This is a genomic window from Amycolatopsis orientalis DSM 43388 (assembly GCF_000411975.1).
Lineage (GTDB): Bacteria > Actinomycetota > Actinomycetes > Mycobacteriales > Pseudonocardiaceae > Amycolatopsis > Amycolatopsis orientalis_D.
In genome coordinates, this window is record NZ_ASXG01000015.1 from 167365 (window position 1) to 192453 (window position 25089).

Below are 25089 nucleotides of genomic sequence, written 5' to 3' on the forward strand. Positions count from 1 at the left end.
ATACATGCTGGAGGGGAACGCGGAACGCAGCGTCGAGGCGACCCTCGGCCACCTGCGGACCATGGACGGGCCGGTCCCGGCGCAGCCGCCGACCGCCCCGTTGACCCTGGAGGACCTCTACCGGCAGCACCGGATGCGGCTCGTGCGGCTGGCCATCCTGCTGGTCGACGAACCGGCCACCGCCGAGGACGTGGTGCAGGAGGCGTTCACCGGCCTGCACCGCAACTGGGGCAGGCTCCGCGACGCCGCCGCGGCGGTCGGCTACCTCCGCACCGCCGTGGTCAACGGATCGCGCAGCGTGCTGCGCCGGCGCAAGACCGCCCGCGAGTACGTGCCCCCGCACGCGGTCAACGCCCGGTCCGCGGAAAGCCTCGCGATGCTCTCCAGCGAGCACCAGGCCGTGGTCAACGCCCTGTCGAAGCTTCCGCCGCGCCAGCGCGAGGTGCTCGTGCTGCGCTACTACGGCGGGTTGAGCGAAGCGGAGATTTCGGAAGCCGCGGGCATTTCGAAGGGCACCGTGAAGTCAACCGCCAGCCGGGCCCTGGAGGCATTGCAGAAGGCAATGCAGCCGCCACAGTGACCTGGGCGGACCAATCTCGCGCTGGTCGGCCCTCCTTGGTCCAGACCAATATATGCTGGGTCGCGTGAAGCACCCCGGAGACTTCGTCATCACGGGCGGCCGCGTCGTGGCCCCGGACCGCGTACTCGACGACGGCTGGCTCGCCGTGTCCGGCGGACAGATCGCCGCGGTAGGCACCGGAACGCCCCCGAGCAGCCCGGACTCCGCGACGGTCGACGTCGCCGGGGCACTGGTCGTACCCGGTTTCGTGGACACCCACTGCCACGGCGGCGGAGGCGCGTCGTTCTCGACGCTCGACCCGGACGAGATCCGCACCGCGGTCCGCGCGCACCGGCGGCACGGCACCACGACCATGCTCGCGAGCCTGGTCTCCGACCCGATCGACCTGCTCACCGAGCAGATCGCCGCGCTGCGCGAACTCGTACAGGAGGGCGATCTCGCGGGCATCCACCTGGAGGGTCCGTTCATCTCGCGCGCCCGCTGTGGCGCGCACGATCCGGACACTCTGCGTGAACCGGACACCGGCACGGTCGAGAAGCTGCTGCGCGCCGGGCACGGCTCGATCCGGATGGTCACGCTGGCACCGGAGCTGCACGGCGGCGTCAAGGCCGTCCGGCAGCTCGCCGAATCGGGCGTGATCGCCGCGATCGGCCACACCGACGGAGTCGCCGACCAGCTGGTCCCGGCCATCGACGCCGGCGCGACGGTCGCCACCCACCTGTTCAACGGCATGCGCCCGCTGCACCACCGCGAGCCGGGCCCGGTCGGCGTGCTGCTCGACGACGAGCGCGTGACCGTCGAGCTGATCTGCGACCTGGTCCACCTGCACCCGACGGTCGTGCGGCTGGCCGCGCAGCACGCGGGCCGCGGCCGGACGGTGCTGATCACCGACGCGATGTCGGCCACCGACGCCGCCGACGGCCGCTACACGCTGGGCCGGCTGGAGGTCGACGTCCACGACGGCGTCGCCACCCTGGACAACGGTTCGCTGGCCGGCAGCACGTTGACCATGGACAACGCCTTCCGCAACCTGGTGAAGGGTGCGAAACTCGACGTACTGGACGCCGTCCGGGCGACCTCGGCGCGACCGGCCGAACTGCTCGGCATCGCCGACCGCACCGGCGCACTGCGTCCCGGCCTGGCCGCGGACGCCGTGATCCTGGACGACGACCTGCGCCCGACCCGGGTCCTGCACCGGGGCGAATGGGTGACCGAGGCGGGCCGGGCTACCTTGAGTACGTGACGAGCTAGCCCTCGACAGGCGGACGGAGCGGATGAGCGAGCCGAAAGACCCGGAACGGTTACTGGCCGACGCGCTGCGTGCCCAAGCTGTCTTCGCTCCACACGTCGTGGCGAATCCGGCCGATGAGCAAGCGGACGCCGCGGCCGGCGCTTCGGGCACCGGCTCGCAGGGCTCGCTCCAGCCCGGCACTTCCGGCACGGGCTCGTTCCGCACCGCCGGCGGGCCCGGCATGTCCGGAACCGGTTCGTTCGAGGCTGGCGCGCCGTCGCAAACCGGCCCGACCACCGAACTGCCGCCCAACTACGGTCTGCTGTCCGGGGCGGGAGCCGATTCGCTGGCCCGCGAACGCGCCGCGCTCGACGCGGCCGACCGCTCCTCGGCCGGCGCCACCGGCTCGCTCCCGCCGGCTGGGGCGAACGACGCGACCCTCCGCCGCCCCGCTCAGCCGGTGCAGAACGGCCCGCTGCCCGCGCACTGGGTCCTGCTGCTCGCGGTGCTGCTCGGCCTCGCCGCCGGGTCCGTCATCGGCCTGCTGACGCTGATCTGAGCCCGCGCCCCTCCCGCTTGCCCGGACGGCCACCGCGGCGGGCACTCCCGGGCCGAGTTCTTCACCCCGATCCCACACCGATGACCTGCGCTTCCTTGCCCAATGAGGTCGCACTGAGTCACCCTGTACCGTTTTCGGTGTGATTCTCGCCCAGAACACAGTGACCACCATGTCCCTGCTGCCGTCGTGGCTGGACCCGCAGCATCTGCTGAACGGGCTGACGGTCCCCGTGATCGCCGTGCTGTGCTTGATCATCTTCATCGAGAGCAGCATCTTCCCGGTCCTTCCCGGCGACTCGTTGCTGTTCACCGCGGGCCTGTTCATCGCGAACGGCACCCTGAAGGCCCCGCTGTGGCTGGTGTGCGTGCTGGTCACGATCGCCGCGCTGCTGGGCAACCTCGTCGGGTACTACCTCGGCTACTTCGTCGGGCCGAAGCTGTTCAGCAGGCCGGATTCGAAGTTCTTCAAGCAGGAGTACGTCGACAAGACGCACGCGTTCCTGGAAAAGCACGGGCCGAAGGCCGTCGTGCTGGCCCGGTTCGTGCCGTTCGTGCGGACGTTCATCACCTGGATCGCCGGAATCGGCCGGATGGACCCGAAGCGCTACTTCACCTACACGGTCATCGGCGGCATCCTCTGGGCCGCGGGCATCACCGTGCTGGGGTCGCTGCTCGGCAACATCGGCTTCATCCGCGACAACGTCGACGCGATCTTCGTGCTCATCGTGCTGGTGTCGGTGGTGCCGATCGCGATCGAATACCTGCGCGGCCGCCGCGGCAAGAAGGCGCGTCCGGCCGACAACTCGGCCGACGTCACGCAGCAGATCCCGCGCGTGCGCGACTGACTTTCCGCATTGTCCCGAAGCGGCGTCCGGAGTCTCCGGACGCCGCTTCGTCGTATCCGGGTCAGTCGGTCATCGAGAACATCGAGCCCGGGTTGAAGAGGTTCTCCGGGTCGAGGGCCTGTTTGATCTGCCGGTGCACGCGGATTCCGACCGGGCCGATCTCGCGGGCGAGCCATTCGCGCTTGATCTTGCCGACGCCGTGCTCGCCGGTCACCGTGCCGCCGAGCGACAGGCCGACGTCGAGGATCTCGTCGAACGCCTGCTGGGCGCGCGCGAACTCGTCCTCGGAATCGGGGGCGTACACGATGGTCGGGTGCATGTTCCCGTCCCCGGCGTGGCCGACGACAGCGATCTTGAGGCCCACTTTTTCGCTGATCCGTTCGCAGCCGCGGATCAGCTCGGCGATCCGGGTGCGGGGCACGCTGACGTCGTCGGTGAGCCAGACGCCATAGGTCTCCAGCGCGGTCAGCACGACGCGACGGGCCTGCAGCAGCATCTTGCCCTCTTCGAGGTCGTCCGTGGCGTAGACGAGGTCCGCGCCGCAGTCGGTGCAGATCTGCTCGAGCAGCGCCAGTTCGCGCCGCGCCGCCTCGCCGCCGGCGTCGGACTGGCCGAGCAGGAGAGCCTGACAGTCCGAACCCGCGCCGAGGTCGGTGTTGAGGTAGGCCTCGGACGCCTTGATCGACGCCGCGTCCATGATCTCCAGCAGCGACGGCACCAACCCCTCGCGCACCGCACGCGCGACCGCCTCGCCGGCCGCTTCGGTGGTGTTGAACCCGGCGACGAAAGTGGCCGGGGCCTGCGGAAGCGGCCGCAGCGACACGGTCGCCTGGGTGATCACGCCGAGCGTGCCCTCGCTGCCGATGAACAGTTTGGTGAGGTCGTAGCCCGCGACGCCCTTGACCGTGCGCCGGCCGGTTTTCAGCAGCGACCCGTCGGCGAGCACGACTTCCAAGCCGAGCACCGAATCAGTGGTCACCCCGTATTTGACGCAGCAGAGACCGCCGGCGTTGGTGGAGAGGTTGCCGCCGATGGTGCACCAGTCGTAGCTGGACGGGTCGGGCGGATAGAACAGGCCGTGCTTTTCGACCGCGGACCGGAAGTCGAGGTTGACGACGCCCGGCTGCACGACGGCGAGCCGGTTGCCCGCGTCGACCTCCAGGATCTCGTTCAGCTTCGTCAGCGAAAGCACGACACAGCCGTCGATCGCGTTGGCCGCGCCGGAAAGCCCGCTGCCCGCCCCGCGCGGCACGATGGGGACTCTCGCTTCGGCACAAGCCCGGACAGTCGCCTGTACTCCCGCGGTATCCGCCGGAAGCACGACCGCCAACGGTTTTCCCGAGGGAGCGAGCGGCATCATGTCGCGTGCGTAGGCGTCGGTGACGTCAGCGTCGGTGAGCACCGCGGCTGGACCGAGGTCGTCCCGGAGCCGCTGGAGGAGGGCGTCGTTGCTCATCTCCGCATGGTAAACCGGCCTCTCCGCAGTGCGGAATATTAATTCCGATATTAGCTGGTCCGCCGGGCGCGCAGGACGGTGTCGCGCGTGTGCGCGGTGCCCGGCGGGGCAGGCGCTACCCGCGGCCGGCTCTCGTTGACGAGCACGGTCCACTCGTCGCCGAGAGCCCGCGCGATGTCGTCCGGCTGGCAGTAACCGGCGTGTTCTGGCGACAGCTCCCGCGGATCGTGACTGGCGAAGAGAAAAGTCCCGCCGGGCGCGACCGCGTCGAGCAGCTTCCGCAGCAGCCGCTCGTCCTTGCGGAGCGGGAAATACTGGACGTTGACCAGGTCGAACGCCCGCGCCGGAAGCGGAATCGCGGCCAGGTCCGAACACACCCAGGCGATCCCGGCGTTGGCCGCGGCCGCCCGCTCCAACGCGGTGCGCGAGATGTCGAGCGCCGTCACCTGCCAGCCCCGCGCGGCCAGCCATCGCGCGTCGGCCCCTTCGCCGCAGCCGACGTCCAACGCCTGCCCCGGCGCCAGCCCCTCGACCTCGGTGACGAGCACGCCGTTGGGCTCGCCGCTGAACACCTGCTCGCGGCTGCGGTAGAGGTCTTCCCAGGACTGCGCGTCCTGCATGGTTTCGGATTTCCCGGACGGAGCCATTTTCGTTACCACCTCCGCCGTTCACGATTCCGCTGACCGCGCCGGACGACAAGGTTCTTTGCCGGAACCGCAAAGTCAGCGGCCGAGGTTCTCCAGGTCGGCCAGCAGGTCCGGGTGCTTCGGGGTCCAGCCGAGCGCTTGCTGGGTGTGGACGCTGGAGGCGGGCTGGTCCATCGCGAAGATCGGACCGAGCGGGCCGTAGGTCTCCTCCGGCACTGATTCGACCGGAAGCCCCAGCCGCCGTCCGATCACTGCCGCGATGTCCGCGACCGGAACGCCTTCGTCGGCGACCGCGTGCCAGGCCGTCCCTGGTTCCGCTTTCTCCAACGCGAGCCGGAAGAGGACCGCCGCGTCGAGCGCGTGCACCGCCGGCCAACGTTGCGTGCCGTCGCCCGGATAACCGGACACTCCGCTTTGCCGGGCAATGTTGGTCAACAGGCCGGCAAATCCGCCCTCGCCGTTGTTGTGCACCGTGCGCGGCAGCCGCACCGCTGACGTCCGGACTCCGCGATCCGCGAACCCCAGCACCTCGGTGACTGTGCGCCCCCTCCCGCCGACCGGCCCGTCCGTCGAAACCGGATCGGCCTCGGTCGCCACGCGGCCGGGCACGAACGGCGTGCCGGAAACCGCGACCAACGGCCGACCGCTACCGACCAGCGTCTCGGCTTGCGCCTTGAGCGCCGCAGTCTCCTCGGCGACCGCGTTCGCGAGGGCTTCGGCGCTGCTGAACGCGTTGGCAAAGGCGAGATGGATCACCCCGTCGGCCTTGGCCGCGTTCTCGCGGATGACGTCCAGATCGGCCAGCGCCCCCCGAACCGGCTCGGCGCCAGCCTTTTCGGCCGCCGCGGCGGAGGCGTCCGACCTCGCGAGCGCGACCACGGAATGGCCGTTGTCCAGCAGTTCGGCGACGACGGCGGAGCCGACCAAACCGGTCGCGCCGGTGACAAACACGCGCATGGATCTCTCCCTGAAAGTGATGGGACTATTGTCCCGTCACACGCTACCAGGGTGACGGGACAAAGGTCTCATCACATAGGATGGACTTCATGGCCCGCTGGGAACCCGGAGCACGCGAACGCCTGGTCGTGGCGGCTGTCGACCTGTTCGCCGAACAGGGCTACGACGCCACGACGGTCGCTCAGATCGCGGAGCGCGCGGGCGTCACCAAGAGCACGTTCTTCCGGCATTTCCCGGACAAGCGGGAGCTGCTGGTGGCCGGGCAGGAAACACTGAGCAGACTGCTCGCGGAGGGAATCGCCGACGCCCCCGCCGAAGCCAGCCCGCTGGAAGCCGTCGCGAACGGCCTGCGCCGCGCCGCGACCGCGATGGGCCCGATGAACCGGGAAATCGCCCCTCGGTTGAGGGCCGCCGTCGCGGCCAGCACGGAACTTCAGGAGCGAGACGCGTTGAAGAGCGTCGGCCTCGCTGCGGCGATGACTGCCGCCTTGACCGCCCGAGGCCTACCCGAAGCGACTGCGGCGCTCGCCAGCGAGTTGGGGCTGCTGGCTTTCAAGCGGGGGTTCGCCGAGTGGTCGGAAACCGACCGCGGCGACGAGGCGGACCCGACTCCGGCAGAGCATTTGGTGGCGGCGCTGGAGGAACTTCGGGTGGCGAGCGCTTCGTTGGGCTGAGTCCGGTCCGGTGGCTTCCTCCCGCTGGAGGTGTTCGGGCTGGGCCAGCGGGGGAGGCAGAGATGTAGCTGATCGCAGCATCCGGTGGCCGCATGGGAAGGCTTCGGGCAGTGAGTGTTCTGGTTGAAGCTATTACGCAGCAACGGAATCCGCACCGGACAAACGACGCCGACAGCAAGCGGAGCCGCTGCGCCTCAAGCGCGGTTAGTCCCAGTCCTGGCAACGACCACGGAGACGCCGTTGCCCAGCGCATCCGCTCGCCGCGCCGGAAGCGCGGCAGCGAACCTTCACCGAGCCGACCAAGCAGAACCCGCCCGCTCCGGACGCCTTACCCCCGCACGGCATCCGTACCGGGCAAACACTGCCGCCAGCGAACGGGGAGCGCAGAACCTCGAGCGCGGCCGCGCGGCCAGAGATGACGCTGCCCAGGGCACCGAACACTCCGGCGGCACTTCACCGGGCGCGCCGGAGTAGGAGCCGCACCCTCCCACTCCGCGCGCCTTACGCCGCGCCGGAGAAACGACCGCCGACAGCGAGCCGAACCGCTGCGGCTCAAGCGCGGTTGGCCCGAGCCCCAGCAACGACCACAGACGCGACGCTGGCCAGCGCTGCAACCGGTCACCTTGCCGCAGCTCAGGTAGCGAACCCGTCCGCACTGACCAAACAGAAGCCGAGCCCGCTCACGCCGGTGAGCATCCTCGCGGCGCTAGCAACCACGGCCAGCGAACCGGGAGCAGCGAATCTCAAACGCGGCGAACCCGGCGGCCAGCAAAGACAGACGCGACGCGGCCCAGCCGCAGCCGCCGGTGGTCGAGCTGGTAGCTCAGGGGAGTGCATCACCGGGCTGCGACAATCCAGGGCCAACGGAATCCGGTCGCGCCAGGGGCGTTCTCGCCTACCGGGCGTCGGGCAATGTCCGCGTGGACGAGCATCGACGGATAGCCGCGCGACCCGAGCGCCGAGCGCCAGTCACAGGAACCGAGCATCGACCGGCAGCCACGCGAGCCGAGCACCGACCGCCAGTCGCGCGAGCCAAGCCCCGCCGAGCAACCACGCGAGCCCAGCGCCGATCGGCAGCCACGCAAGCCCAGCACCGACTGCCAGTCGCGCGAGCCAGTCCCGGCGAGCAGCCGCGCGAGCCCAGCGCCGGAGAGCAGCCAAGCGACACGAGCACCGACCGCCTGTCACGCGAGCCAAGCCCCGGCGAGCAGCCACGCGAGCCCAGCGCCGACTGCCAGTCACGCAAGCCAGTCCCGGCGAGCAGCCGCGCGAGCCCAGCGCCGGAGAGCAGCCAAGCGACACGAGCATCGACCGGCAGCCGACCGAGCCGAGCATCGACCGCCAGCCACGCGAGCCAAGCCCCGGCGAGCAGCCACGCGAGCCGAGCGCCGGAGAGCGGCCACCCGAGCCGCGCGTAGACCGGCAGTCAGGCGAGACCAGCGCCGACCGGCAGTCACGCGAGCCGAGCGTCGACGGGTAGTCGGCTGGGTCGAGCATCGACAGGGCGGCCCGGACTGGGGCATTTCCCTTGTCCAGCAACCGGAATTGCGGAGCCCGTCAGGCAGGTGGGGTTCGTGCGCCTGCCTGACGGGGTGGGGGTCACGCGGACATCGCGGGCTCCTCCCGTTGAGTGTCCTGCGAGCGGTTTCGCCTGCGGCCCAACAGGAAGTACGCCTGCAGTGCCGTGTACACGAGGATCGCGGCACCCACCCACGCGCTTGTGTGCAGCGCCGTCACGAAGGACTCTCGGGCGGTGTTCAGCAGCGCCGCACCCTCGGCTGCGGGCAGGGCGTGTGCGGTGGCTACCGCGCCGCCCAGGGTGTCGTGGGCTGCGGGTGGCGTGGTGGCGGGCAGGCCGGACTGGTAGACCGCCGTGGCCAGGCTGCCCAGCAGAGCGGTGCCGAGTGCGCCGCCCAGCTCATAGCCCGTTTCCGAGATCGCCGACGCGGCACCGGCGCGGTGGACCGGGGCGGCGGAGATCACGAGGTCGTTCGTCAGGGTTTCGGACAATGCCACGCCGCCGCCGACCAGGACGAACGCCACCACTACCGCGGCCAGTCCGGCGTCGGCTCCGATGGTGGTCAGGACCAGGAAGCCGGCCGCGCCGAGCAGCAGGCCGAGGGTGACCAGGACCGGCACCCGGACTCGGCGCGCGAGCCAGGCGGCCGCCAGGGCGCCGACGACTCCGGCGACCGTCGCGGGCAGCATCCACAGCGCCGCGACCAGCGGGGTCAGGCCGAGCACCAGCTGCAGGTACTGCGGCAGCAGGAACAGCAGCCCGACCAGGGCGAACACTCCCAGCAAGTTCGTGATCACCGACCCGGCGAACTTGCGGTTGGCGAACAGCCCCAGGTCCAGCATCGGCTGGGCAAGCCGCCGCTGCCGGCGCACGAAGACCACGCCCAGCGCGAGCCCGAGCACCATCGCGGCACCGGCCGACCAGGTCAGCCCCTCCGTCGCGGCGATCTTCACGCCGTAGACGACCGGCAGCATCGTGCCCAGGGACAGCAGCGCTGACCACGGGTCGAAGCGGCCCGGGTTCGGGTCGCGGAACTCCGGCAGCAGCAACGGGCCCGCGACGAGCAGCAGCACCATCACCGGCACGTTGATCAGGAAGACCGAACCCCACCAGAAGTGCTCCAGCAGCCAGCCGCCGACGACCGGGCCGACCGCCATCCCGCCGGAGAACGCCGCGCTCCAGATCGCGACCGCGGTGCGCCGAGTGCGGTCCTCGGTGAAGATGCTCCGGATCAGCGACAGCGTGGACGGCATCAGCGTCGCGCCGCCGACGCCCAGCAACGCCCGCGCGATGATCAGCATCATCGGCGACGTGGCGAACGCCGCCAGCACCGACGCCGCACCGAAGGCCGCGCCGCCGAGGAGCAGCAGCCGCCGCCTGCCGATCCGGTCGCCCAGCGTGCCCATGAAGACCAGCAATCCGGCCAGGACGAACGAGTAGACGTCGACGATCCACAGCTGTTCCGCACCCGTGGGCGCGAGATCCTCGCTGAGGTAGGGCAGGGCGAACCCCAGCACTGTCGCGTCCACGCTGATCAGGAGGACCGGCAGCACCAGAACTGCCAAAGCCCACCACTGGCCTCCGCGCCACACCATGGCGCACTCTTCCTTTCTTGTACCGTCCAGACGGTACAGTTTCGGTCCCGAGGTAGAAGGTAAACCGTCTGGACGGTATAGTCAAGGTGATGGCTAAACCTTCAGCACGTGAACACATCCTCGGTTCGTACGAGGTCATCCTCGCCGACCGCGGCCCGGCCGAGATCACGCTCGACGCGGTCGCGGCGCACGCCGGGGTGTCCAAAGGCGGCCTGCTCTACCACTTCGGCTCGAAGGACGCCCTGCGCGACGGCCTCCTCGAACGCCTGGAGCGGCTGACCGACGAAGACCTCGAACGCGCGCGCAACGCGCCGGAGGGCGTGGTCCGGCACTACCTGCGCTCGTCGATCACCGACGTCACACGCGACCTGGCACTGCATCGCACGACGATGGCCGCGCTCCGGCTGGTGCTCAACGACCCGGTCGCGGCGGAAGTGTCGCGGCGCTGCACCGAGCGCACGCGCGAGCTGATGCTGGAGCACGTCGAGGACCCGGTGACGGCGGAGCTGGTGATGCTGGTCGGCGAGGGCCTCTACATGCGTGCGGCGCTGGGCGAAGAGGTGACCGACAGCCTCCTGGCGCAGATCGAGGACATCGCGGACCGGATCGAGGCCGGGGCCCCGGCCAACGCGACGGTCGGGACAGGGCACGGCAAGGGCTGAGCCGCCGGGAACGGCAGGCGAGAAGACAGCCCTCGTGAAGCGAAGCCGAATCGCGCCTGGACCAGTTCCGCACATCGACGCACCCGCCTGAACCGGCTAGCCCGAGGGGCGTCAGGGGCACCAGCCAAACCTGCCAAGGCGACGGTCGGGACAGGGCACCCGCGAGGACTGCGCCGCCGGGAACGGCACGATAGAAGACAGCCCGCGCAGGTCAGGCTGGCCCGAGAGCAGCCAGCGGCACCAGCCAAACCGGCGAAGGCGACGGCCGGGACGCGGGGCGAGGCAAGGGCTGAGCCGCCGGAACGGCACGCGAGAAGGCAGCCCGCGTAAGCGAGGCCGAATCGCGCCGAGGCCAGTTCCGCAGGCCGAAACACCCACGCAGGCCAGGCTGACCCGAGAGCAGCCAGGGGCACCAGTCAAACCGGCCAAGACGGCCAAACCGGTACCCCTGAAGCGCACCGTCAGCGCTGCCGAATCACACCCGAGCGTGACACCCCAAGCAAGCGCCCGAACCGAACACCGTCGAGAAAACTCAGCGAACCAGCCCGTACACCCGCTCGATCTCCACCGTCAGCACCAGCCGCCGATCCGCCACCATCGCCGCGCGGTACTCGTCCCAGTCCGGGTGCTCGCCGGCCACCTTGCGATACAGCGCGATCAACGCCTCCACCGCCTCGTCGTCCGGCGCCGAAGCGACCGGCGACAGCACCGCGCGCCCCTCTGCCACCGCGTACGACCACCCATTCGACGACGCCACGTGGTAGCTCACCCGCGGATCCCGGCGCATGTTCTTCGTCTTCGCGCGCGTGTCCGTGATCGATACCTGCAGCTGGCGAGCGTCGCGGTCGAAGTAATGCGTCACGGTCGACAGCTGCGGACGGCCGTCCCGTTTCAGGGTCGCCAGGACGCCCTGCTTGCCCGCCGCGATCAGGTCGTAGAGCGCTGTGTCGTCAGTCATGCCTCTATCAAAGCCCCGAACGAGGGATCTGTTCCCGCGCGAACCCCCGATGACCAGCAGCGTCCCCATATCGGGAGAAACCGGACGATACCCCTCCGGTTGAAATCTGCTTGCATGCGGCAACTAAAGTGTGTTGTGACACAACCACGGGTCGACCGCTTGCGGAATCCGCCGTACGGGCACACTCTTGCTCTAGGCAACTAGTTGCAGTCGCCAACCAATGGTTTGCTCCACCCCAAGGAAGACCCACATGGCACCTCAGAACTCCGCCGTCAGGCCAGAGGCCGACCTCGACCTTGCCGACCAGCTCGGACACGAGCTGGTCCGCTTCATGCGCTTGATCAACAAGGCGAAGTCCCAGGTCGCCAAGCACGGACCGGACGGGATCGAGAGGGCCGCGTACGCGATCCTCTTCTGCCTCGTCCACGAAGGCCCGCAACGCACCAGCAAGCTGGCCGAGTTCCTGCACTCGGAGATCTCCACGATCAGCAGGCAGTCCAGCTCGCTCGTGCAGCACGGACTCGTCGAACGGCAGGCCGACCCCGAGGACGGCCGCGCCTGCTTGCTCGCCCCGACCGCCGAAGGCCTCCGCGTCTTCGACGAAAACCGCAAGCACCGCGCCCGGTGGCTGGCCGAAGTACTCGGCGATTGGAGCCAGGAGGAGCGCGAGACGCTCAACAAGCTTCTCGCGCGGCTCAACACAGGTATCGAACAGAACAATCCGTCGCTGTCGGACAGCATGGCGGCGGCACAGGCCAAGGGGGCCTCGAACGCATGACGTCCACCGTTGAAAAACAACCTCAGTCGCGAGGGGGAGCGCCCGCTGAAAACAGCGAGAGCGGTCCGCGGCTGACCCACCGCCAAATCGTCACGATCATCAGCGGCCTGATGTGCGGCATGTTCCTCGCCGCGCTCGACCAGACGATCGTGGGAACCTCGATCGTCCGGATCGCCAACGACCTGCACGGGTTCGACCTGCAGGCGTGGGCGACCACGGCGTACCTGATCACGTCGACGATCGCCACGCCGATCTACGGCAAGCTGTCCGACATCTACGGCCGCAAGCCGTTCTACCTCGCCGCGATCGCGATCTTCGTCGCCGGTTCGGCGGCGGCGTCGTTCTCGACGTCGATGTACGAACTGGCCGCGTTCCGCGCGGTGCAGGGTCTCGGCGCCGGCGGTCTGATGTCGCTGGCCATGACGATCATCGGCGACGTGGTCCCGCCGCGGGAACGCGCGCGGTACCAGGGTTACTTCCTCGCCGTGTTCGGCACTTCGACCGTGCTCGGCCCGGTGCTCGGCGGCTTCTTCGCCGGCTTCGACACCCTCGGCGGCCTGCACGGCTGGCGCTGGGTGTTCCTGATCAACGTGCCGATCGGCGTCATCGCGCTGTTCGTCGTCGCGAAGGTGCTGAACGTCCCGCACAACCGCCACGACCACAAGATCGACTGGTGGGGCGCGCTCACCATGGTCATCGCCGTGGTGCCGTTCCTGATCGTCGCCGAACAGGGCCAGAAGTGGGGCTGGGGCGACACGAAGTCGATCTGGATGTACGGCATCGGCGGCGTCGGCGTGGTGCTGTTCATCGTCGTCGAAAAACTCATGAAGGACGCCGCGCTCATCCCGTTGCGGCTGTTCAAGAACTCGACCTTCACCGTCGCCATCATCGGCGGCGTGATCGTCGGTGTGGCGATGTTCGGCGCGATCACGATGATCCCGCAGTACCTGCAGGTCGTGCAGGGCTACACGCCGACCCAGTCGGGCCTGCTGATGCTGCCGCTGATGGTCGGCATCATGTCCGCGTCGATCATCTCCGGCCGGATCACGTCGAAGACCGGGCGCTACAAGATCTTCCCGATCATCGGCACCCTGCTGATCGCCGCGGGCGCGTTCTTCTTCGCCCAGGTCAAGTACGACACCCCGATCTGGCACCCGCTGGTCGCCGCGCTGATCATCGGCCTCGGTCTCGGCCAGTGCATGCAGACGCTGATCATCGCGGTGCAGAACGCGGGCCCGCGCAAGGACATGGGCGTGTCGACCGCGTCGGCCACGTTCTTCCGCCAGATCGGCGGTACCGCCGGTGTCGCGGTGTTCCTGACGATTCTGTTCAACGTGCTGCCGGACAACATCACCAAGGCCTTCGGCGGGCACCTGCCCCCTGGCGCGGGCAGCAAGCTCGGCGACGTGTCCAGCAACACCAGCGTCATCCAGACGCTGCCGGAAGCGGTGCGCACGCCGATCCTGATCGGCTTCACCGAGTCCATCACGACGGTCTTCTACACCGCGGGCGGCGTCGCGCTGCTGGCCACGCTGGTGCTGCTGTTCATGAAGGAGATCCCGCTGGCGGGCATGAACCCGGCGGCGGCCGCGGTCGAAGGCGGCGAGGCGCTGCTGGAAGGCCTGGACGAGCCCACCCCCGCCGCGGACGACACCGCGGAGCTGAAGACCGCGGGTTCGCTGTTCGAGGAAGGACCGAAGGAGCCAGTGCTCGTCGGAGCAGGAGGGAAGCACGCGTTGACCAACGGGCACGGGGACGCACAGGCGGTGGCTGACGCCCGGCCGATGCCGATCACCAACTCGGTGGCCGACGCCGAATTCGGCACGACCGCCGGCTCGGGCGGCGTCCCGGTCACCGGCCACGTGCGCCGCCAGGACGGCAGCCACGTGAGCGCGGCCGCGCTGACCCTGATCGACCAGCAGGGCCGTCAGGTGGCACGGGCGACCGGCAACGGCGACGGCAGCTACTCGATCCCGACCCAGGGTCCGGGAACGTACGTGCTGATCGTGTCCGCTCCGGGGCACCAGCCGCAGGCCTCCAGCGTGGTGGTCGGCGGGCACCCGGCGAACCTGGACGTGACGCTCACCGGATCCGGCGAGCTGACCGGCGTGGTCCGTTCGATCGGCACCGCGACCCCGCTGGCGAACGCGACGGTCACGCTGACCGACTCGCGCGGCGAGGTCAACGGCGCGTTCATCACCGCCGAGGACGGCGTCTACACCTTCAGCGGCGTCGGCGCCGGGCAGTACACGCTGGTCGCGAGCGGCCCGCACTACCGCCCGGTCGCGGTCACGCTGACGGTGCCGGACAGCGGCGTGCTGCGCCACGACGTCGAACTCGCCGGCGCGGTGCTGCTCCAGGGCGTCGCTCGCACCGAGGGCGACCGGATCGTGCCGGACGCGCGGATCACCGTGCTCGACGCGAACGGCAACGTCGCGGCGGTGGCCCGCACCGACAGCGAGGGCCGGTACGTGGTCAGCGACCTGCCGATCGGCTCCTACACGGTCGTGGCGAGCGGCTACCCGCCCGCCACCAGCCAGGTGACGCTGAACGACGGCGAAGCCCAGCACGACGTGCGGCTGGGCTACGACCAGGCGCTCGACGAGCTGGTCGATCGCGCATGAGCGGGGGCCTGCGCGCACAGCTGCGCTCGAACGGCGGATGGCCGGTCGAGAACGCGGTGCTCACAGTCACCGACTTGAACGGTCGCCAGGTCGCGCGGCAGGTCACGGACGCGAAGGGGGCAGTGGTCACTGACCCGCTGCCCCCGGGCGTCTACACCGCCGTGATCACCGCGCCGGGGTACACGCCGCTGGCCCGCACCGTGCAGATCGGCTCCGACGGGGCCGGCCTGCTCGGCGACATCGCGCTCATGCCGGTTTCCGGTGCGATCGAACTGCCGCCCGAGGGGCCGTGGACGATCGACCCGATGCACTCGTCGGTGGTCGCCACCGCGCGGCACATGGGCATCGCGAGCATCAAGGTGCGGTTCCCGGACGTGGCCGGGCGGATCGATGTGGCCCGGCCGGTCGAGCGGTCGAGCGTGCGCGCCGAGATCAAGGCGGGCAGCATCGAAAGCGGCATCAAGATGCGCGACGACCACCTGCGTTCGGCCGAATTCCTCGACGTCGACGCGTATCCGCTCATCACGTTCGAAAGCACCGGGCTTTCCCAGCTCGGCACGGACAACTGGGCGCTGCGCGGAGTGCTGACGCTGCACGGCGAACGCCGCGACGTCACGCTCGACCTGCGCTACACCGGGCACGGCCCGGACCCGTGGGGCGGGGTGCGTGCCGCGTTCCACGCCGAAACGCAATTGCACCGCAACGATTTCGCGATCAACTACAGCGCGATGGTGCGGGCGGGCGTGGCCGCGATCGGCACGACCGTGAAGGTGGAGCTGGACATCGAGGCGGTGCAGGGCGAGTCCCTGCCGCAGTTCTAGAGAAAACCGCGACCGGCCGCCCGGGAACTGTTCCGGGCGGCCGGTTCGTTGTCCTGGGCGAAAAGGGTGAACAGTCTGGTTATCCCAGGAATACCCAAAGTCACCAACTGCGGAGGATTCGATGGTTGCGTACTGCAGCCGCGCCCAGCCACGTAGGCTCTTCGCGTGAACCTCGACGCCGCCCAGCCCGCGCACGCCGCGGGAATCGGCCTGAGCTGGCTGGACACCGCCGGCCCGGTGCTCGTCTGGGTCATCGTGCTGTCGTTCGTGCTCATCGAGTGCGCGCTCATCATCGGCCTGTTCCTGCCGGGCGATTCCCTGCTGTTCGGCGCGGGCGTGGTGCTCGCCCAGCACGGCTCGGACCTCAACGCGTGGCTGCTGTCCGGGGCCGCGCTGGTCACCGCCGTGTTCGGCAACCAGATCGGCTACTACATCGGGCGCGGCGCGGGCACCACGCTGATCGCCCGGCGCGGTGGGCGGATGCTCAACCGGCACAACCTCGAACGCGCGCAAGCGTTCCTGGACCGCAAGGGATTCTTCGCGATCGTCGCGGCCAGGTGGATCCCGTGGATCCGCACGCTGGCCCCGCTCATCGCCGGTGCCGCGCGGATGGATTCGCGGCGCTTCCTGCTCGCCACCACCGTCGGCGGGCTGCTGTGGGTGCCGACGCTCGTGCTGCTCGGCTACTACGGCGCGGGTCTGCTCGACGCCATCCCGTGGGTCAAGACCGCCGCACTCTGGGTGAGCATCGCGTTCTTCGTGTTCGGCACCGCGTACGGCGTGCTGCGCTACCGCCAGGAAATGCGGCGTCCGGTCGAAGAACCCGACGACGCGCACGCCTGAGTTTCAGGACGGGTCGGACCAGACTTCCAGCTGAATGCCGTCCGGATCGCGGAACACGATCACCGCGGAGCCGGCGAAGGTCTGCGATTCCGTGGCGGGCAGGTAGGAAACGCCGTACTCCCGCAGGCGGTCTTCCCATTCGGCGACCTCGGCCCGCGACGACACCGAGAACGCGACGTGGTCCAGACCAGTGCGGCGTTCGTCGAAGGCGGGTCTCTCGGTGTCCGGATGCTGGACCAGCACCACGGAGAAGCCGTCTCCGGCCGAACGCAGAACTACCTTGCGCACCCCGGTTTCCGGGTCTTCGCGCCGATGGCTTTCCTCGAGGTCGAGCACCCGGACGTACCAGGGAACACTTCGGTCCACATCGGTCACGGTGAGCGCCAGATGGTGCACAGACGTGAGCTTGGGCATGACTTTCGCGGCCGTCCTTTCAACCCCTCGGTCCAGACTCGCACACCGGGACAACCGCTACGGGCGAGTTGACCGAGTTCCGGGGTCAATCGTGATCTGCCTGTCGCCCGGCGTCTCACTGTCCGAGATGGATCAGCGGCCGCCGCCGACCTCGAGCACCGCGCCGACGGTGAAGGACGCCTCCGGGGACAGCATCCACAGCACGGCCGCGGCGATCTCTTCCGGCTGGCCGGCGCGCTTGAGCGGGATGGCCGGGCTGAGCCGGTCGAGCCGGTCCGGCATCCCCGCGGCGGCGTGCAACCCGGTATCGACCAGGCCGGGGGACACGACGTTGACCCGGATTCCCTCGTCGGCGACCTCCCGCGCGAGGCCGAGGCTGAGCGTGTTGACCGCCGCCTTCGACGCCGCGTAGTGCACCCATTCGCCCGACGAGCCGTTCCGCGAAGCCGTGGACGAGACGTTCACGATCGCTCCGCCGGAACCGCCGTAGCGCGTCGACATCCGCCGCACCGCCTCCCGGCAGCACAGGAAAACGCCGGTGACGTTGATGTCCAGCACCCGCCGCACGGTCTCGACACGCTGCTCGTCGAGCCGGCCGGGTGTGTTGCCAGTGATGCCCGCGTTGTTCACCAAACCGACGAGCGGACCCAGCTCGGCCGCCGCCGAAAAAAGCTCGCTGACCTGCTGTTCATCGGACACATCGGCCCGGTGCGCAAGCGCTTGCGCACCGCGGCTCCGCACCCGGTCGGCCACTTCTTCGGCCGGAGCCGGGTCGCCGGAGTAGTTCACCACCACGTCGTAGCCACGGGTCGCGGCCAAATCACAGATCGCCGCGCCGATCCCCCGGCTGCCGCCGGTGACGACCAAAACCCCCACAGGTCACTCCCCACTTGGCTTGAGCGGCTCGACGAACTGGGCGTCGAGCCAGCGCATCTGCGCCATCCACATCCACCACGTCGCGTCGTCCGGACAGTGCTGCCCGTCCACCGCTTCGCCCCGCAGCCACGCTCCCAGCAGCGCGCTGATCGCCGTGCACACATCGAGCAGTGCGCGCCCCCACCACCATTGGTGCATCGGCGTGTGCAGCTCGAGGACCCCGCCGTGCTCGGGCAGCACCGACAGCGCCCAGTCCAGCCGGGTTCGGACGTCCGCGAGCACCTCCGGTTCGGCCGGCGGCACGTCGCTGGCCTCCCGCATCCGTTCCACCAGCAGCGCCAGCCTCGGATCCGCGAAGGGGGCCTCAAGGTCGGACAGCCGCCGGTCGACCAGCGCTCGCAGTCCGTTCAGGTGCGTGCGGACGAGCGGGACGTACGGCGGGTACAGCACGGCGATCCGGGCTTCGCCGGCCCGGTCCCAGGTGACCGCGCCGGCGTAGGGATCCGTCGTCGCCGGATCGGAGAACATCACCTGCGCAGAGCCTGCTCAGAGGGCGAAATTCGTCAGCGGCAGGTTCTCGAGCACCAGGTCGGCGCGGTCGCGGGTGCTCGCGATCAGGTCCGCGTTGCGCTGGTCCGAGCCGAGCGCGCGCTGCCGCGCCTCGACGAGCGAACGGCCGTAGCGCCGGTGCCGGGACACCAGCCGCTCGATCCGCTCCGGCTCGTCCGGAGCGAGGAACCACGCCTCGGTGAGGTACTGCCGCACGCCGCTCCACGGGTCGTCCGGAAGCAGCAGGTAGTTGCCCTCGGTGATGACCAGCTGGACCTCGGGCGCGACCGGGACGGCACCGGCGATCGGCTCCTCGATCTCCCGGCGGAACTCCGGCGCGTAGACCGTCTCGCGGCCCTCGGCGAGCCGGCGGATCAGGTGCACGTAGCCGGCCGCGTCGAAAGTGTCCGGCGCGCCCTTGCGGTCGGTGCGGCCGAGCCGCTGCAGTTCGACCTGGGCCAGGTGGAAGCCGTCCATCCCGACGACCGCGGCCCGCGAACCGAGCGCGTTGGCGATCGCCCAGGCCAGCGTGGTCTTGCCGGAGGCGGGCGCGCCGACGATGCCGAGCACGTGCCGTTCCCGCGGTTTGGCCAGCTTCTCGGCCCGCGCCAGCAGATCCTCGAACGCCGTCATCGCACTCCCTCTTCTCCGCTCTTCGCCAGCTTCCCGACCGGCCCGGTCCACGAACGCGGCCCCACGTGCCGGACCCGCTCCGCGGCCACCGCGTTCGCGTATCCGATCCAGTCGGCGACCGCGCCTTCCCGCGTCGCGACCGCGTACGCGAGCGCACCGTGCCACACGTCTCCGGCCCCCAGGGTGTCCCGCGCTTCGACGAGCGGCACGGGGACCTGCCCAGAGTCTTCCGTAGTGCTCCAGGCGACCGGCTCCGGGCCCGCCGTCGTGATCGTCACTGACACTCCGCGTTCGGCCAGACTCGGTGCGGGAGCACGGAACCGCGCCGAACAGGCTGCCACGTGGACCAGGGGCAGCAACTGGTCCAGTACCGGTTTCCAGCTGCCCGCGTCGAGGACGACCGGCACTCCGCGGGTGCGGGCTTCGTGCGCGACAGCAAGCGCTAGCTCGGGATGATGCCCGTCGACGAGGACGGCGTCCACGCGTTCGAAAACCGGCGCCAGGTCCGGCACTTCGAGCGGCTCGTCGGCGGCGGCGTTGCGGGAGACGACGGTGCGTTCGCCGTCGCCGTCCCGCACCACGACCGCGCTGACCGGCGGAGCCTGGGCGCGTGCTGGAGCGAGATCGACCAGGGCAACGCCGCAGGCTTCGAGGTCCGCGCGGGCGAGCGCGGCCAGCGGGTGGGTGCCGAGGGCCGTCAGGAGGGTCGCTTCGGCACCGAGCGCGGCGACGGTCACCGCGGCGTTCGTCGCCGGCCCGCCGGCCGCGACATCCACCTGCAGCGACTGGACTTTCTCGCTCGGTTCCGGGAATTCCGCGACCCGCTGTACGACGTCGACGGTGCACAAGCCCGCCAGCAGCACTCGCACGTCAGGTCAACCCGGCGTGCGTGGTGGACGCGACCTCGACGACCTCGCCGGTCTCGTCGAGCTTCAACGCACCGGTGAGCAGGCCGACCACCTGGTTCATGCTGTGCGTCTTCGGCGACACCACGGCGACGCGTTTGCCGAGCCGGTGCACGTGGATCCGGTCGGCGATTTCGAAGACGTGCGGCATGTTGTGGCTGATCAGCACCACCGGGAGACCGCGGTCGCGGATCCGGCCGATCAGCTCGAGCACCTTCGCGGATTCCGCGACGCCCAGCGCGGCCGTCGGCTCGTCCATGATCACCGCTTTGGTGCCGAACGCCGCCGCGCGCGCCACCGCGACGCCTTGCCGCTGGCCGCCGGAAAGCGTTTCCACCAGCTGGGTAATGGATTTGACCTGGATGCCGAGGTCGTCGAGGATCCGCTGCGCTTCGGTGCGCATGGTCGCGGTGTCGAGCTTGCGCAGCCCGATGCCGAACGGTCCCTTGAGCCGCTTTTCCCGGCCCAGGAACATGTTCGACGCGATGTCCAGCGCCGGCGCGACGGCCAGATCCTGGTACACGGTCTCGATTCCGTAGTGCCGCGCGTCCAAAGGGGACTTGAAGTGGACCGTCTTTCCGTCCACTTTGATCTCCCCGGCGTCCGGCACCACCGCGCCGGACAACGCCTTGATGAGACTGGACTTTCCGGCCCCGTTGTCGCCGACGACGGCGAGCACTTCGCCGGGGTAAAGGTCGAAATCGGCACCGTCGATGGCGGTGACCCGGCCGTAGCGCTTCACCAGGCCGCGCGCGGAAAGGGTGGGCTGCTGCTCGTTCGAGGAAGTCATGACTGCTGCTGCCTCCGTGCGATCCGGTCCACGACCACCGCGGCGATCAGCAACGCGCCAGTCGCCAGGTCCTGGTAGTTGCCGTCCACGCCCATCTGCGTCAGTCCCGAGCGCAGCACCGCGACGACCAGCGCGCCGAACAGCGTGCCCAGCACCGAACCGCGTCCGCCGAACAGGCTCGTGCCGCCCAGCACCACCGCGGTGATCGAGTCGAGGTTGCCGAGCTGGAACTGGTTCGGGTCGGCGTTCGGCGTGCGGCCGAGCGCCTGCCACGCGGCGATGCCGAAGCACAGGCCGGCGACGAGGTAGACCGACAGCACGGTGCGGTTGACCTTGATGCCGGACAGCCGCGCGGACTCCGGCGCGTTGCCGACCGCGTAAACGTGCTTGCCCCACGCGGTTTTCGTGAGCGCGTACCAAACGGCGAGGAACATCAGCAGCGCGAGCGTCATGCCGTAGGTGATCGGGATGCCGCCGAAGAGGTACCGCTTCGTGCCGAGCCAGGTGAGCAGTCCGTCGGACACCGGAACCGCTTGGCCGCCCGCGATCAGCTTCGCCACCGCGGTCAGGCCGGTGAACGTGCCGAGCGTGATGATGAAGGCGGGCAGCTTGATCCGCGTCGCCAAGGTGCCGATGAACAGGCCGACGACGACGGTCAGCGCGACCCCGGCCAGCAGCGCGAAGAAAACGTTCGTGACCGCCGCCAGCTTGGCCATCACCAGCGTCGCCACGACCATCGACGACGCGTTGGAAAGGTCGATGCCCGCGATCAGGATGATCAGCGTCTGGCCGAGCGCGAGCGTGCCGACCACCAGCGACTGCTGGACCACTGTGGACAGATTGTCCAGGTCGAAAAAGGTGTCCGTGGCGAAGGAGAACACCAAGATCGCCACGATCAGCGCCAGTGCCGGACCGACCGCCGGGGCGCGGAGGAAAAACTCGCCGAGCGTTTCGCGCTCGCGGTTGTTGACCGTTTTAGCCGTCGCGGTCGTCATTTCCCGCCTCCCCAGCAGTTCTGCAGCCCCCAGGCGGTGTCCTTGCTCGGCACTCCCGGCATCGGGTGGTCGGTGATCGCGGTGGAGCCGGTGTTCACGAACCCGCTCGGCTTCTTCCCGGTCTTCGCGTACTCGACCGCCGCGAGCACGCCCTGCTCGGCCATCTTCCGCGGGAACTGCATCACGGTGACGGCGAACTGGCCGTTCTTGACGTTCTGCACTCCCTCGCAGCCGCCGTCGATCGAGCCGACGACGAGCTGGTTGTTGAGCCCACGCGCCTTCAAAGCCGCGTACGCGCCGCGGCCCATCGGCTCGTTCATCGTGTAGACCGCGTTGAGGTCGGTGGTGCGCTGCAGGAGGTTCTCCATGCCCTGCTGAGCGAGGCTCTGGTCGCCGTTGGCGTTGGTGTGGCCCTTGATCTCCGGCGCGCCGTCCTTGAGCCCGATGCCCTTGAGGAAGCCGCCGTGCCGCTGGGTGTCGACCGAACTGCCCGCCGTGCCGTCGACCATCAGCAGCTTCGGGTCCGCGCCCTTGAGCGCCGCTTTGACGTACGCGCCCTGCTGCTCACCCGCCGCGAAGTTGTCGGTGGCGAAGGTGGCGTCGACCGCGTCCGGCGGTTCGGTGGCGGTGTCGAGGGCGATCACCAGGATGCCGGCGTCGCGGGCGTCCTTGATGGCCTTGAGCACGCCGGTGGACGAACTCGGCGTGATCAGGATGGTGTTGACGCCCTGCTGCATCAGGTTCTCGATGGCGCGCACCTGACCGTCGTTGTCGCCGTCGAACTGGCCGGCGAGAGCGCTGAAGTCGGCGCCGTTGGCCTTGGCCGCGGCGGCCGCGGCACTGCGCAGTTCGACGAAGTACGGGTTGGTGTCGGTCTTCGTGACGAGGCCGACCTTGGCCTTGCCGCTGCCGGTCCGGGAGCTGCCGCCCCAGTGCCGTTCGACGGTGCACCCGGCGGTGGAGACCGCGACAGCGGCCGCCAAGGCGAGTGCGGTGAGACTCCGGTGTCTCATGGAGATGCCCTCCGAATCGAGGTGCGAGCTTGCCGATGGACGGGAAGGTAGACAGACTCACTGCTAGACGCAAGCGTTTGCGCAAACGCTTGGCAACGCTCCTGGTTTCGCTCTCCCGATGAAGGACGGACATGCCGCGACCTCGCTCGACCCGCCCGACCCAGCGTGACATCGCCGAAATGGCGGGTGTGTCGATCACGACCGTCTCGCACGTCGTCAACGGAACGCGGGCGGTGGCCGAGGAGACGAAAGCCGCGGTGCTGCGCGCGATCGAGACGACCGGGTACACCGGCGACGCGATCGCGCGCTCGCTGGTCACCGGGGGTACGCGGTCCATCGGGATGGCGATCTCGCTGGTCGCGAACCCGTACTTCGCGGCGCTGATGCACGCGATCGAGCGAGAGGCGTCGGCAAACGGATACACCGTGCTGCTGGCGGACACGCACGACACCGCGGCCACCGAACGGGACGTGGTGCGCGCACTGCGCTCGCGCCGGGTCGACGGGCTGCTGATCACGCCCGCGCCCGGCGACGGGTCGGTGCTGGGCGAACTGGTGTCGCTGGACGTGCCGACCGTGCTGATGGACCGGCTCACCACGCGGACCGACATCGACCAGGTCGGCGCGGAGAACATCCAGGCGACCTCGGCGTTGACCGCGCATCTGGCGTCGCTGGGCCACCGCCGGATCGGGATGATCTCCGGCGCGCCCGGGCTCACGACGAGCGACGAACGCGTGCTGGGCTACCGGCTCGGCCTCGGCCGGTCGGGTCTGAGCTGGTCGCCGGATTTGGTGGCGTGCGGACACTCTTCTCGCGACGGCGGCGGCTTGGCGTTGAGCACGCTGCTGGCGCTGCCGGATCCGCCGACCGCGCTGGTGGTGGCCAACGACAGCATGATGGTCGGCGTCCTGCACGAGGCGCGGCGGCGGGGGTTGCGGATCGGACAGGACCTGCCGGTGGTGGTGTACGACGACGTCGAATGGGCCGATCTCGTCGACCCGCCGCTGACGACGATGGCCCAGCCGATCGACGAAATCGGCCGCCGGGCGGTGCAGTTGCTGCTGGCTCGGCTGGCGGATCCCGGACGTCCCGCCGAGACTGTGCGGTTGCCGCCGACCCTGCGCCACCGGGCTTCGTGCGGGTGCGCGTAGCCCTGGTCTTGGCTGCCCCGCGTAACCGCCGCGCGGGCCGTTCACTCACCTCAGTGATTCTCGGGACCCGATCGTCTCGACCCCTCTCAGTGCTGCCCCGACTGTGGCTACTGTTGGGTAGGTACCGACGACGAGGGCCGGGAAAATGACCGTTCTGGCGCCGGAAGTCTCCCACTGGGACCTGCCGGTCACCCATCGGTTCGGGGTGGCATTGGGGAGGCACGCCAGCCCGTACCACGACCAGCTGCTGCGGGCCATCCGCGGCGCTGCCGCACGCGCGGGCTGCGATCTGCTGCTGGCCGACACCGGCGATTCGCCGCGCGAGGAAGCCGAAGTGCTGCGCGCACTGCAGGCGGACCGGGTCGACGGCGTCCTTCTGGTGCCCGCCCCCGGTGACGAGGCAGTGGTGAACGGGCTAGTGCGCGGTGGCGTGCCCACGGTCTTGGTCGACCGGATCGCCGGCCGCAACGACGTCGACCAGGTCGGGTCGGAGAACTTCCAGGCGATGTCCGCGCTGGTCGAGCACCTGGCCGCGCGTCGGCACCGGCGGATCGCGCTGATCACCGGCACCGAAGGCACCACGGTGAGCGAAGAACGCGCCCTGGGCTACCGCCTGGGCCTGGGCCGCGCTGGGCTGCGGTACCACCCGGAACTGGTCGCCTCCGGCCAATCCACCGCGGGCGGCGCGGCGCGGGCCGCCGCCAAACTCCTGGACGGGTGGCCTTCGCCGACTGCCCTGGTGGTCGCCGGGGAGGCGATGCTGATCGGGGTGCAGTGGGAAGCGCACCGGCGCGGCATCCGGATCGGGTCCGAGCTGGCGGTCGTCGGGTACGGCGACATGGACTGGGCGCGCACGGTTTCGCCCGGCGTGACGACAATGGCGCAACCGATCTCGGAAATCGGCCGCCGAGCGGTGCAGTTGCTGCTGGCGCGCTGCCGCGAGCCGGAGCGTCGGCCGGAATCCGTCCGTCTCGCGCCGCGGTTTTTGCACCGCGCTTCGTGCGGTTGCTGAGTT

Annotated in this window: 25 protein-coding genes; 12 read left to right on the top strand and 13 right to left on the bottom strand. The window is 69.7% G+C overall.

What is annotated here, in order from left to right; genetic code table 11:
- Nucleotides 1–4 precede the first annotated feature (4 nt).
- The 4 genes from L942_RS02315 to L942_RS02330 all read left to right on the top strand — a co-directional run bounded on the left by L942_RS02315 (nucleotide 5) and on the right by L942_RS02330 (nucleotide 3214).
- Nucleotides 5–580: a SigE family RNA polymerase sigma factor gene (locus L942_RS02315; RefSeq protein ID WP_051165663.1), complete on the top strand. Its 576-nt coding sequence runs from the start codon at nucleotides 5–7 to the stop codon at nucleotides 578–580.
- Nucleotides 581–632: 52 nt separating this feature from the next.
- Nucleotides 633–1823 carry an N-acetylglucosamine-6-phosphate deacetylase gene (nagA, locus tag L942_RS02320; protein WP_037354192.1) on the top strand — a complete coding sequence of 397 codons (1191 nt, stop codon included), beginning with the start codon at nucleotides 633–635 and terminating at the stop codon, nucleotides 1821–1823.
- Between the two features lie 31 nt (nucleotides 1824–1854).
- On the top strand, nucleotides 1855–2370 hold the full coding sequence (locus L942_RS02325) for a hypothetical protein (RefSeq protein ID WP_037354193.1): 516 nt from the start codon (nucleotides 1855–1857) through the stop codon (nucleotides 2368–2370).
- 139 nt (nucleotides 2371–2509) lie between these two features.
- The gene (locus L942_RS02330; protein ID WP_037354195.1) at nucleotides 2510–3214 is read left to right on the top strand and encodes a DedA family protein; all 705 of its coding nucleotides are present in this window, start codon (nucleotides 2510–2512) and stop codon (nucleotides 3212–3214) included.
- Nucleotides 3215–3275: 61 nt separating this feature from the next.
- Here the strand turns inward: L942_RS02330 and L942_RS02335 are convergent, their stop codons facing one another.
- From L942_RS02335 to L942_RS02345, 3 genes are all read right to left on the bottom strand, one after another.
- Entirely contained in the window at nucleotides 3276–4670 is a 1395-nt protein-coding gene (locus tag L942_RS02335) for an FAD-binding oxidoreductase (RefSeq protein ID WP_037354197.1), read from the bottom strand.
- A gap of 50 nt (nucleotides 4671–4720) precedes the next feature.
- On the bottom strand, nucleotides 4721–5317 hold the full coding sequence (locus tag L942_RS02340; protein WP_235078854.1) for a class I SAM-dependent methyltransferase: 597 nt from the start codon (nucleotides 5315–5317) through the stop codon (nucleotides 4721–4723).
- Nucleotides 5318–5392: 75 nt separating this feature from the next.
- Nucleotides 5393–6274, bottom strand: a complete 882-nt coding sequence (locus tag L942_RS02345; protein WP_037354199.1) for an SDR family oxidoreductase — start codon at nucleotides 6272–6274, stop codon at nucleotides 5393–5395.
- Between the two features lie 89 nt (nucleotides 6275–6363).
- Between L942_RS02345 and L942_RS02350 the strand changes: the two genes are divergently transcribed.
- Nucleotides 6364–6948: a TetR/AcrR family transcriptional regulator gene (locus L942_RS02350; protein WP_037354405.1), complete on the top strand. Its 585-nt coding sequence runs from the start codon at nucleotides 6364–6366 to the stop codon at nucleotides 6946–6948.
- A 1599-nt stretch (nucleotides 6949–8547) separates the two neighbouring features.
- Here the strand turns inward: L942_RS02350 and L942_RS02355 are convergent.
- Nucleotides 8548–10062 carry an MFS transporter gene (locus L942_RS02355; protein WP_037354202.1) on the bottom strand — a complete coding sequence of 505 codons (1515 nt, stop codon included), beginning with the start codon at nucleotides 10060–10062 and terminating at the stop codon, nucleotides 8548–8550.
- Nucleotides 10063–10151: 89 nt separating this feature from the next.
- Between L942_RS02355 and L942_RS02360 the strand changes: the two genes are divergently transcribed.
- On the top strand, nucleotides 10152–10724 hold the full coding sequence (locus L942_RS02360) for a TetR/AcrR family transcriptional regulator (protein WP_037354204.1): 573 nt from the start codon (nucleotides 10152–10154) through the stop codon (nucleotides 10722–10724).
- Nucleotides 10725–11256: 532 nt separating this feature from the next.
- On the opposite strand, the gene L942_RS02365 is transcribed toward L942_RS02360, so the two are convergent.
- Complete coding sequence (locus L942_RS02365; RefSeq protein ID WP_037354206.1) at nucleotides 11257–11682, bottom strand: PPOX class F420-dependent oxidoreductase; 426 nt, start codon at nucleotides 11680–11682, stop codon at nucleotides 11257–11259.
- A gap of 250 nt (nucleotides 11683–11932) precedes the next feature.
- Here L942_RS02365 and L942_RS02370 point away from each other — a divergent pair, with 250 nt between their 5' ends.
- From L942_RS02370 to L942_RS02385, 4 genes are all read left to right on the top strand, one after another.
- Nucleotides 11933–12460: a MarR family winged helix-turn-helix transcriptional regulator gene (locus tag L942_RS02370; protein ID WP_037354209.1), complete on the top strand. Its 528-nt coding sequence runs from the start codon at nucleotides 11933–11935 to the stop codon at nucleotides 12458–12460.
- Nucleotides 12457–15084: an MFS transporter gene (locus tag L942_RS02375; protein WP_037354211.1), complete on the top strand. Its 2628-nt coding sequence runs from the start codon at nucleotides 12457–12459 to the stop codon at nucleotides 15082–15084. Before L942_RS02370 ends, L942_RS02375 begins: the two co-directional genes overlap by 4 nt.
- A complete protein-coding gene (locus L942_RS02380) occupies nucleotides 15081–15905 on the top strand; it encodes a YceI family protein (protein ID WP_037354214.1) in 825 nt (274 codons plus the stop codon). The genes L942_RS02375 and L942_RS02380 overlap by 4 nt, the downstream gene beginning before the upstream one ends.
- A 165-nt stretch (nucleotides 15906–16070) precedes the next feature.
- Nucleotides 16071–16748 (top strand): DedA family protein, encoded by a 678-nt coding sequence (locus L942_RS02385; protein ID WP_037354217.1) that lies wholly within the window; start codon nucleotides 16071–16073, stop codon nucleotides 16746–16748.
- 3 nt (nucleotides 16749–16751) lie between these two features.
- Here L942_RS02385 and L942_RS02390 read toward each other — a convergent pair whose 3' ends face one another.
- The 8 genes from L942_RS02390 to L942_RS02425 form a co-directional block, all read right to left on the bottom strand.
- The gene (locus tag L942_RS02390; RefSeq protein WP_037354219.1) at nucleotides 16752–17162 is read right to left on the bottom strand and encodes a VOC family protein; all 411 of its coding nucleotides are present in this window, start codon (nucleotides 17160–17162) and stop codon (nucleotides 16752–16754) included.
- A 132-nt stretch (nucleotides 17163–17294) separates the two neighbouring features.
- Complete coding sequence (locus tag L942_RS02395) at nucleotides 17295–18038, bottom strand: SDR family oxidoreductase (protein WP_037354221.1); 744 nt, start codon at nucleotides 18036–18038, stop codon at nucleotides 17295–17297.
- A 3-nt stretch (nucleotides 18039–18041) separates the two neighbouring features.
- The gene (locus tag L942_RS02400) at nucleotides 18042–18566 is read right to left on the bottom strand and encodes a hypothetical protein (protein ID WP_037354224.1); all 525 of its coding nucleotides are present in this window, start codon (nucleotides 18564–18566) and stop codon (nucleotides 18042–18044) included.
- 18 nt (nucleotides 18567–18584) lie between these two features.
- Complete coding sequence (locus tag L942_RS02405; protein ID WP_037354227.1) at nucleotides 18585–19220, bottom strand: nucleoside/nucleotide kinase family protein; 636 nt, start codon at nucleotides 19218–19220, stop codon at nucleotides 18585–18587.
- Nucleotides 19217–20083: a PfkB family carbohydrate kinase gene (locus L942_RS02410; protein WP_081654914.1), complete on the bottom strand. Its 867-nt coding sequence runs from the start codon at nucleotides 20081–20083 to the stop codon at nucleotides 19217–19219. The genes L942_RS02405 and L942_RS02410 overlap by 4 nt, the downstream gene beginning before the upstream one ends.
- A 7-nt stretch (nucleotides 20084–20090) precedes the next feature.
- Entirely contained in the window at nucleotides 20091–20915 is an 825-nt protein-coding gene (locus L942_RS02415) for an ATP-binding cassette domain-containing protein (protein ID WP_037354233.1), read from the bottom strand.
- On the bottom strand, nucleotides 20912–21910 hold the full coding sequence (locus tag L942_RS02420; RefSeq protein ID WP_037354235.1) for an ABC transporter permease: 999 nt from the start codon (nucleotides 21908–21910) through the stop codon (nucleotides 20912–20914). Before L942_RS02420 ends, L942_RS02415 begins: the two co-directional genes overlap by 4 nt.
- Nucleotides 21907–22923, bottom strand: coding sequence for a substrate-binding domain-containing protein (locus L942_RS02425; RefSeq protein ID WP_037354237.1), 1017 nt, complete (start codon nucleotides 22921–22923; stop codon nucleotides 21907–21909). Before L942_RS02425 ends, L942_RS02420 begins: the two co-directional genes overlap by 4 nt.
- A 131-nt stretch (nucleotides 22924–23054) precedes the next feature.
- On the opposite strand from L942_RS02425, the gene L942_RS02430 reads away from it, so the two are divergent.
- Nucleotides 23055–24074, top strand: a complete 1020-nt coding sequence (locus L942_RS02430; RefSeq protein ID WP_037354239.1) for a LacI family DNA-binding transcriptional regulator — start codon at nucleotides 23055–23057, stop codon at nucleotides 24072–24074.
- 145 nt (nucleotides 24075–24219) lie between these two features.
- On the top strand, nucleotides 24220–25086 hold the full coding sequence (locus L942_RS02435) for a LacI family DNA-binding transcriptional regulator (RefSeq protein WP_037354241.1): 867 nt from the start codon (nucleotides 24220–24222) through the stop codon (nucleotides 25084–25086).
- Nucleotides 25087–25089 lie beyond the last annotated feature (3 nt).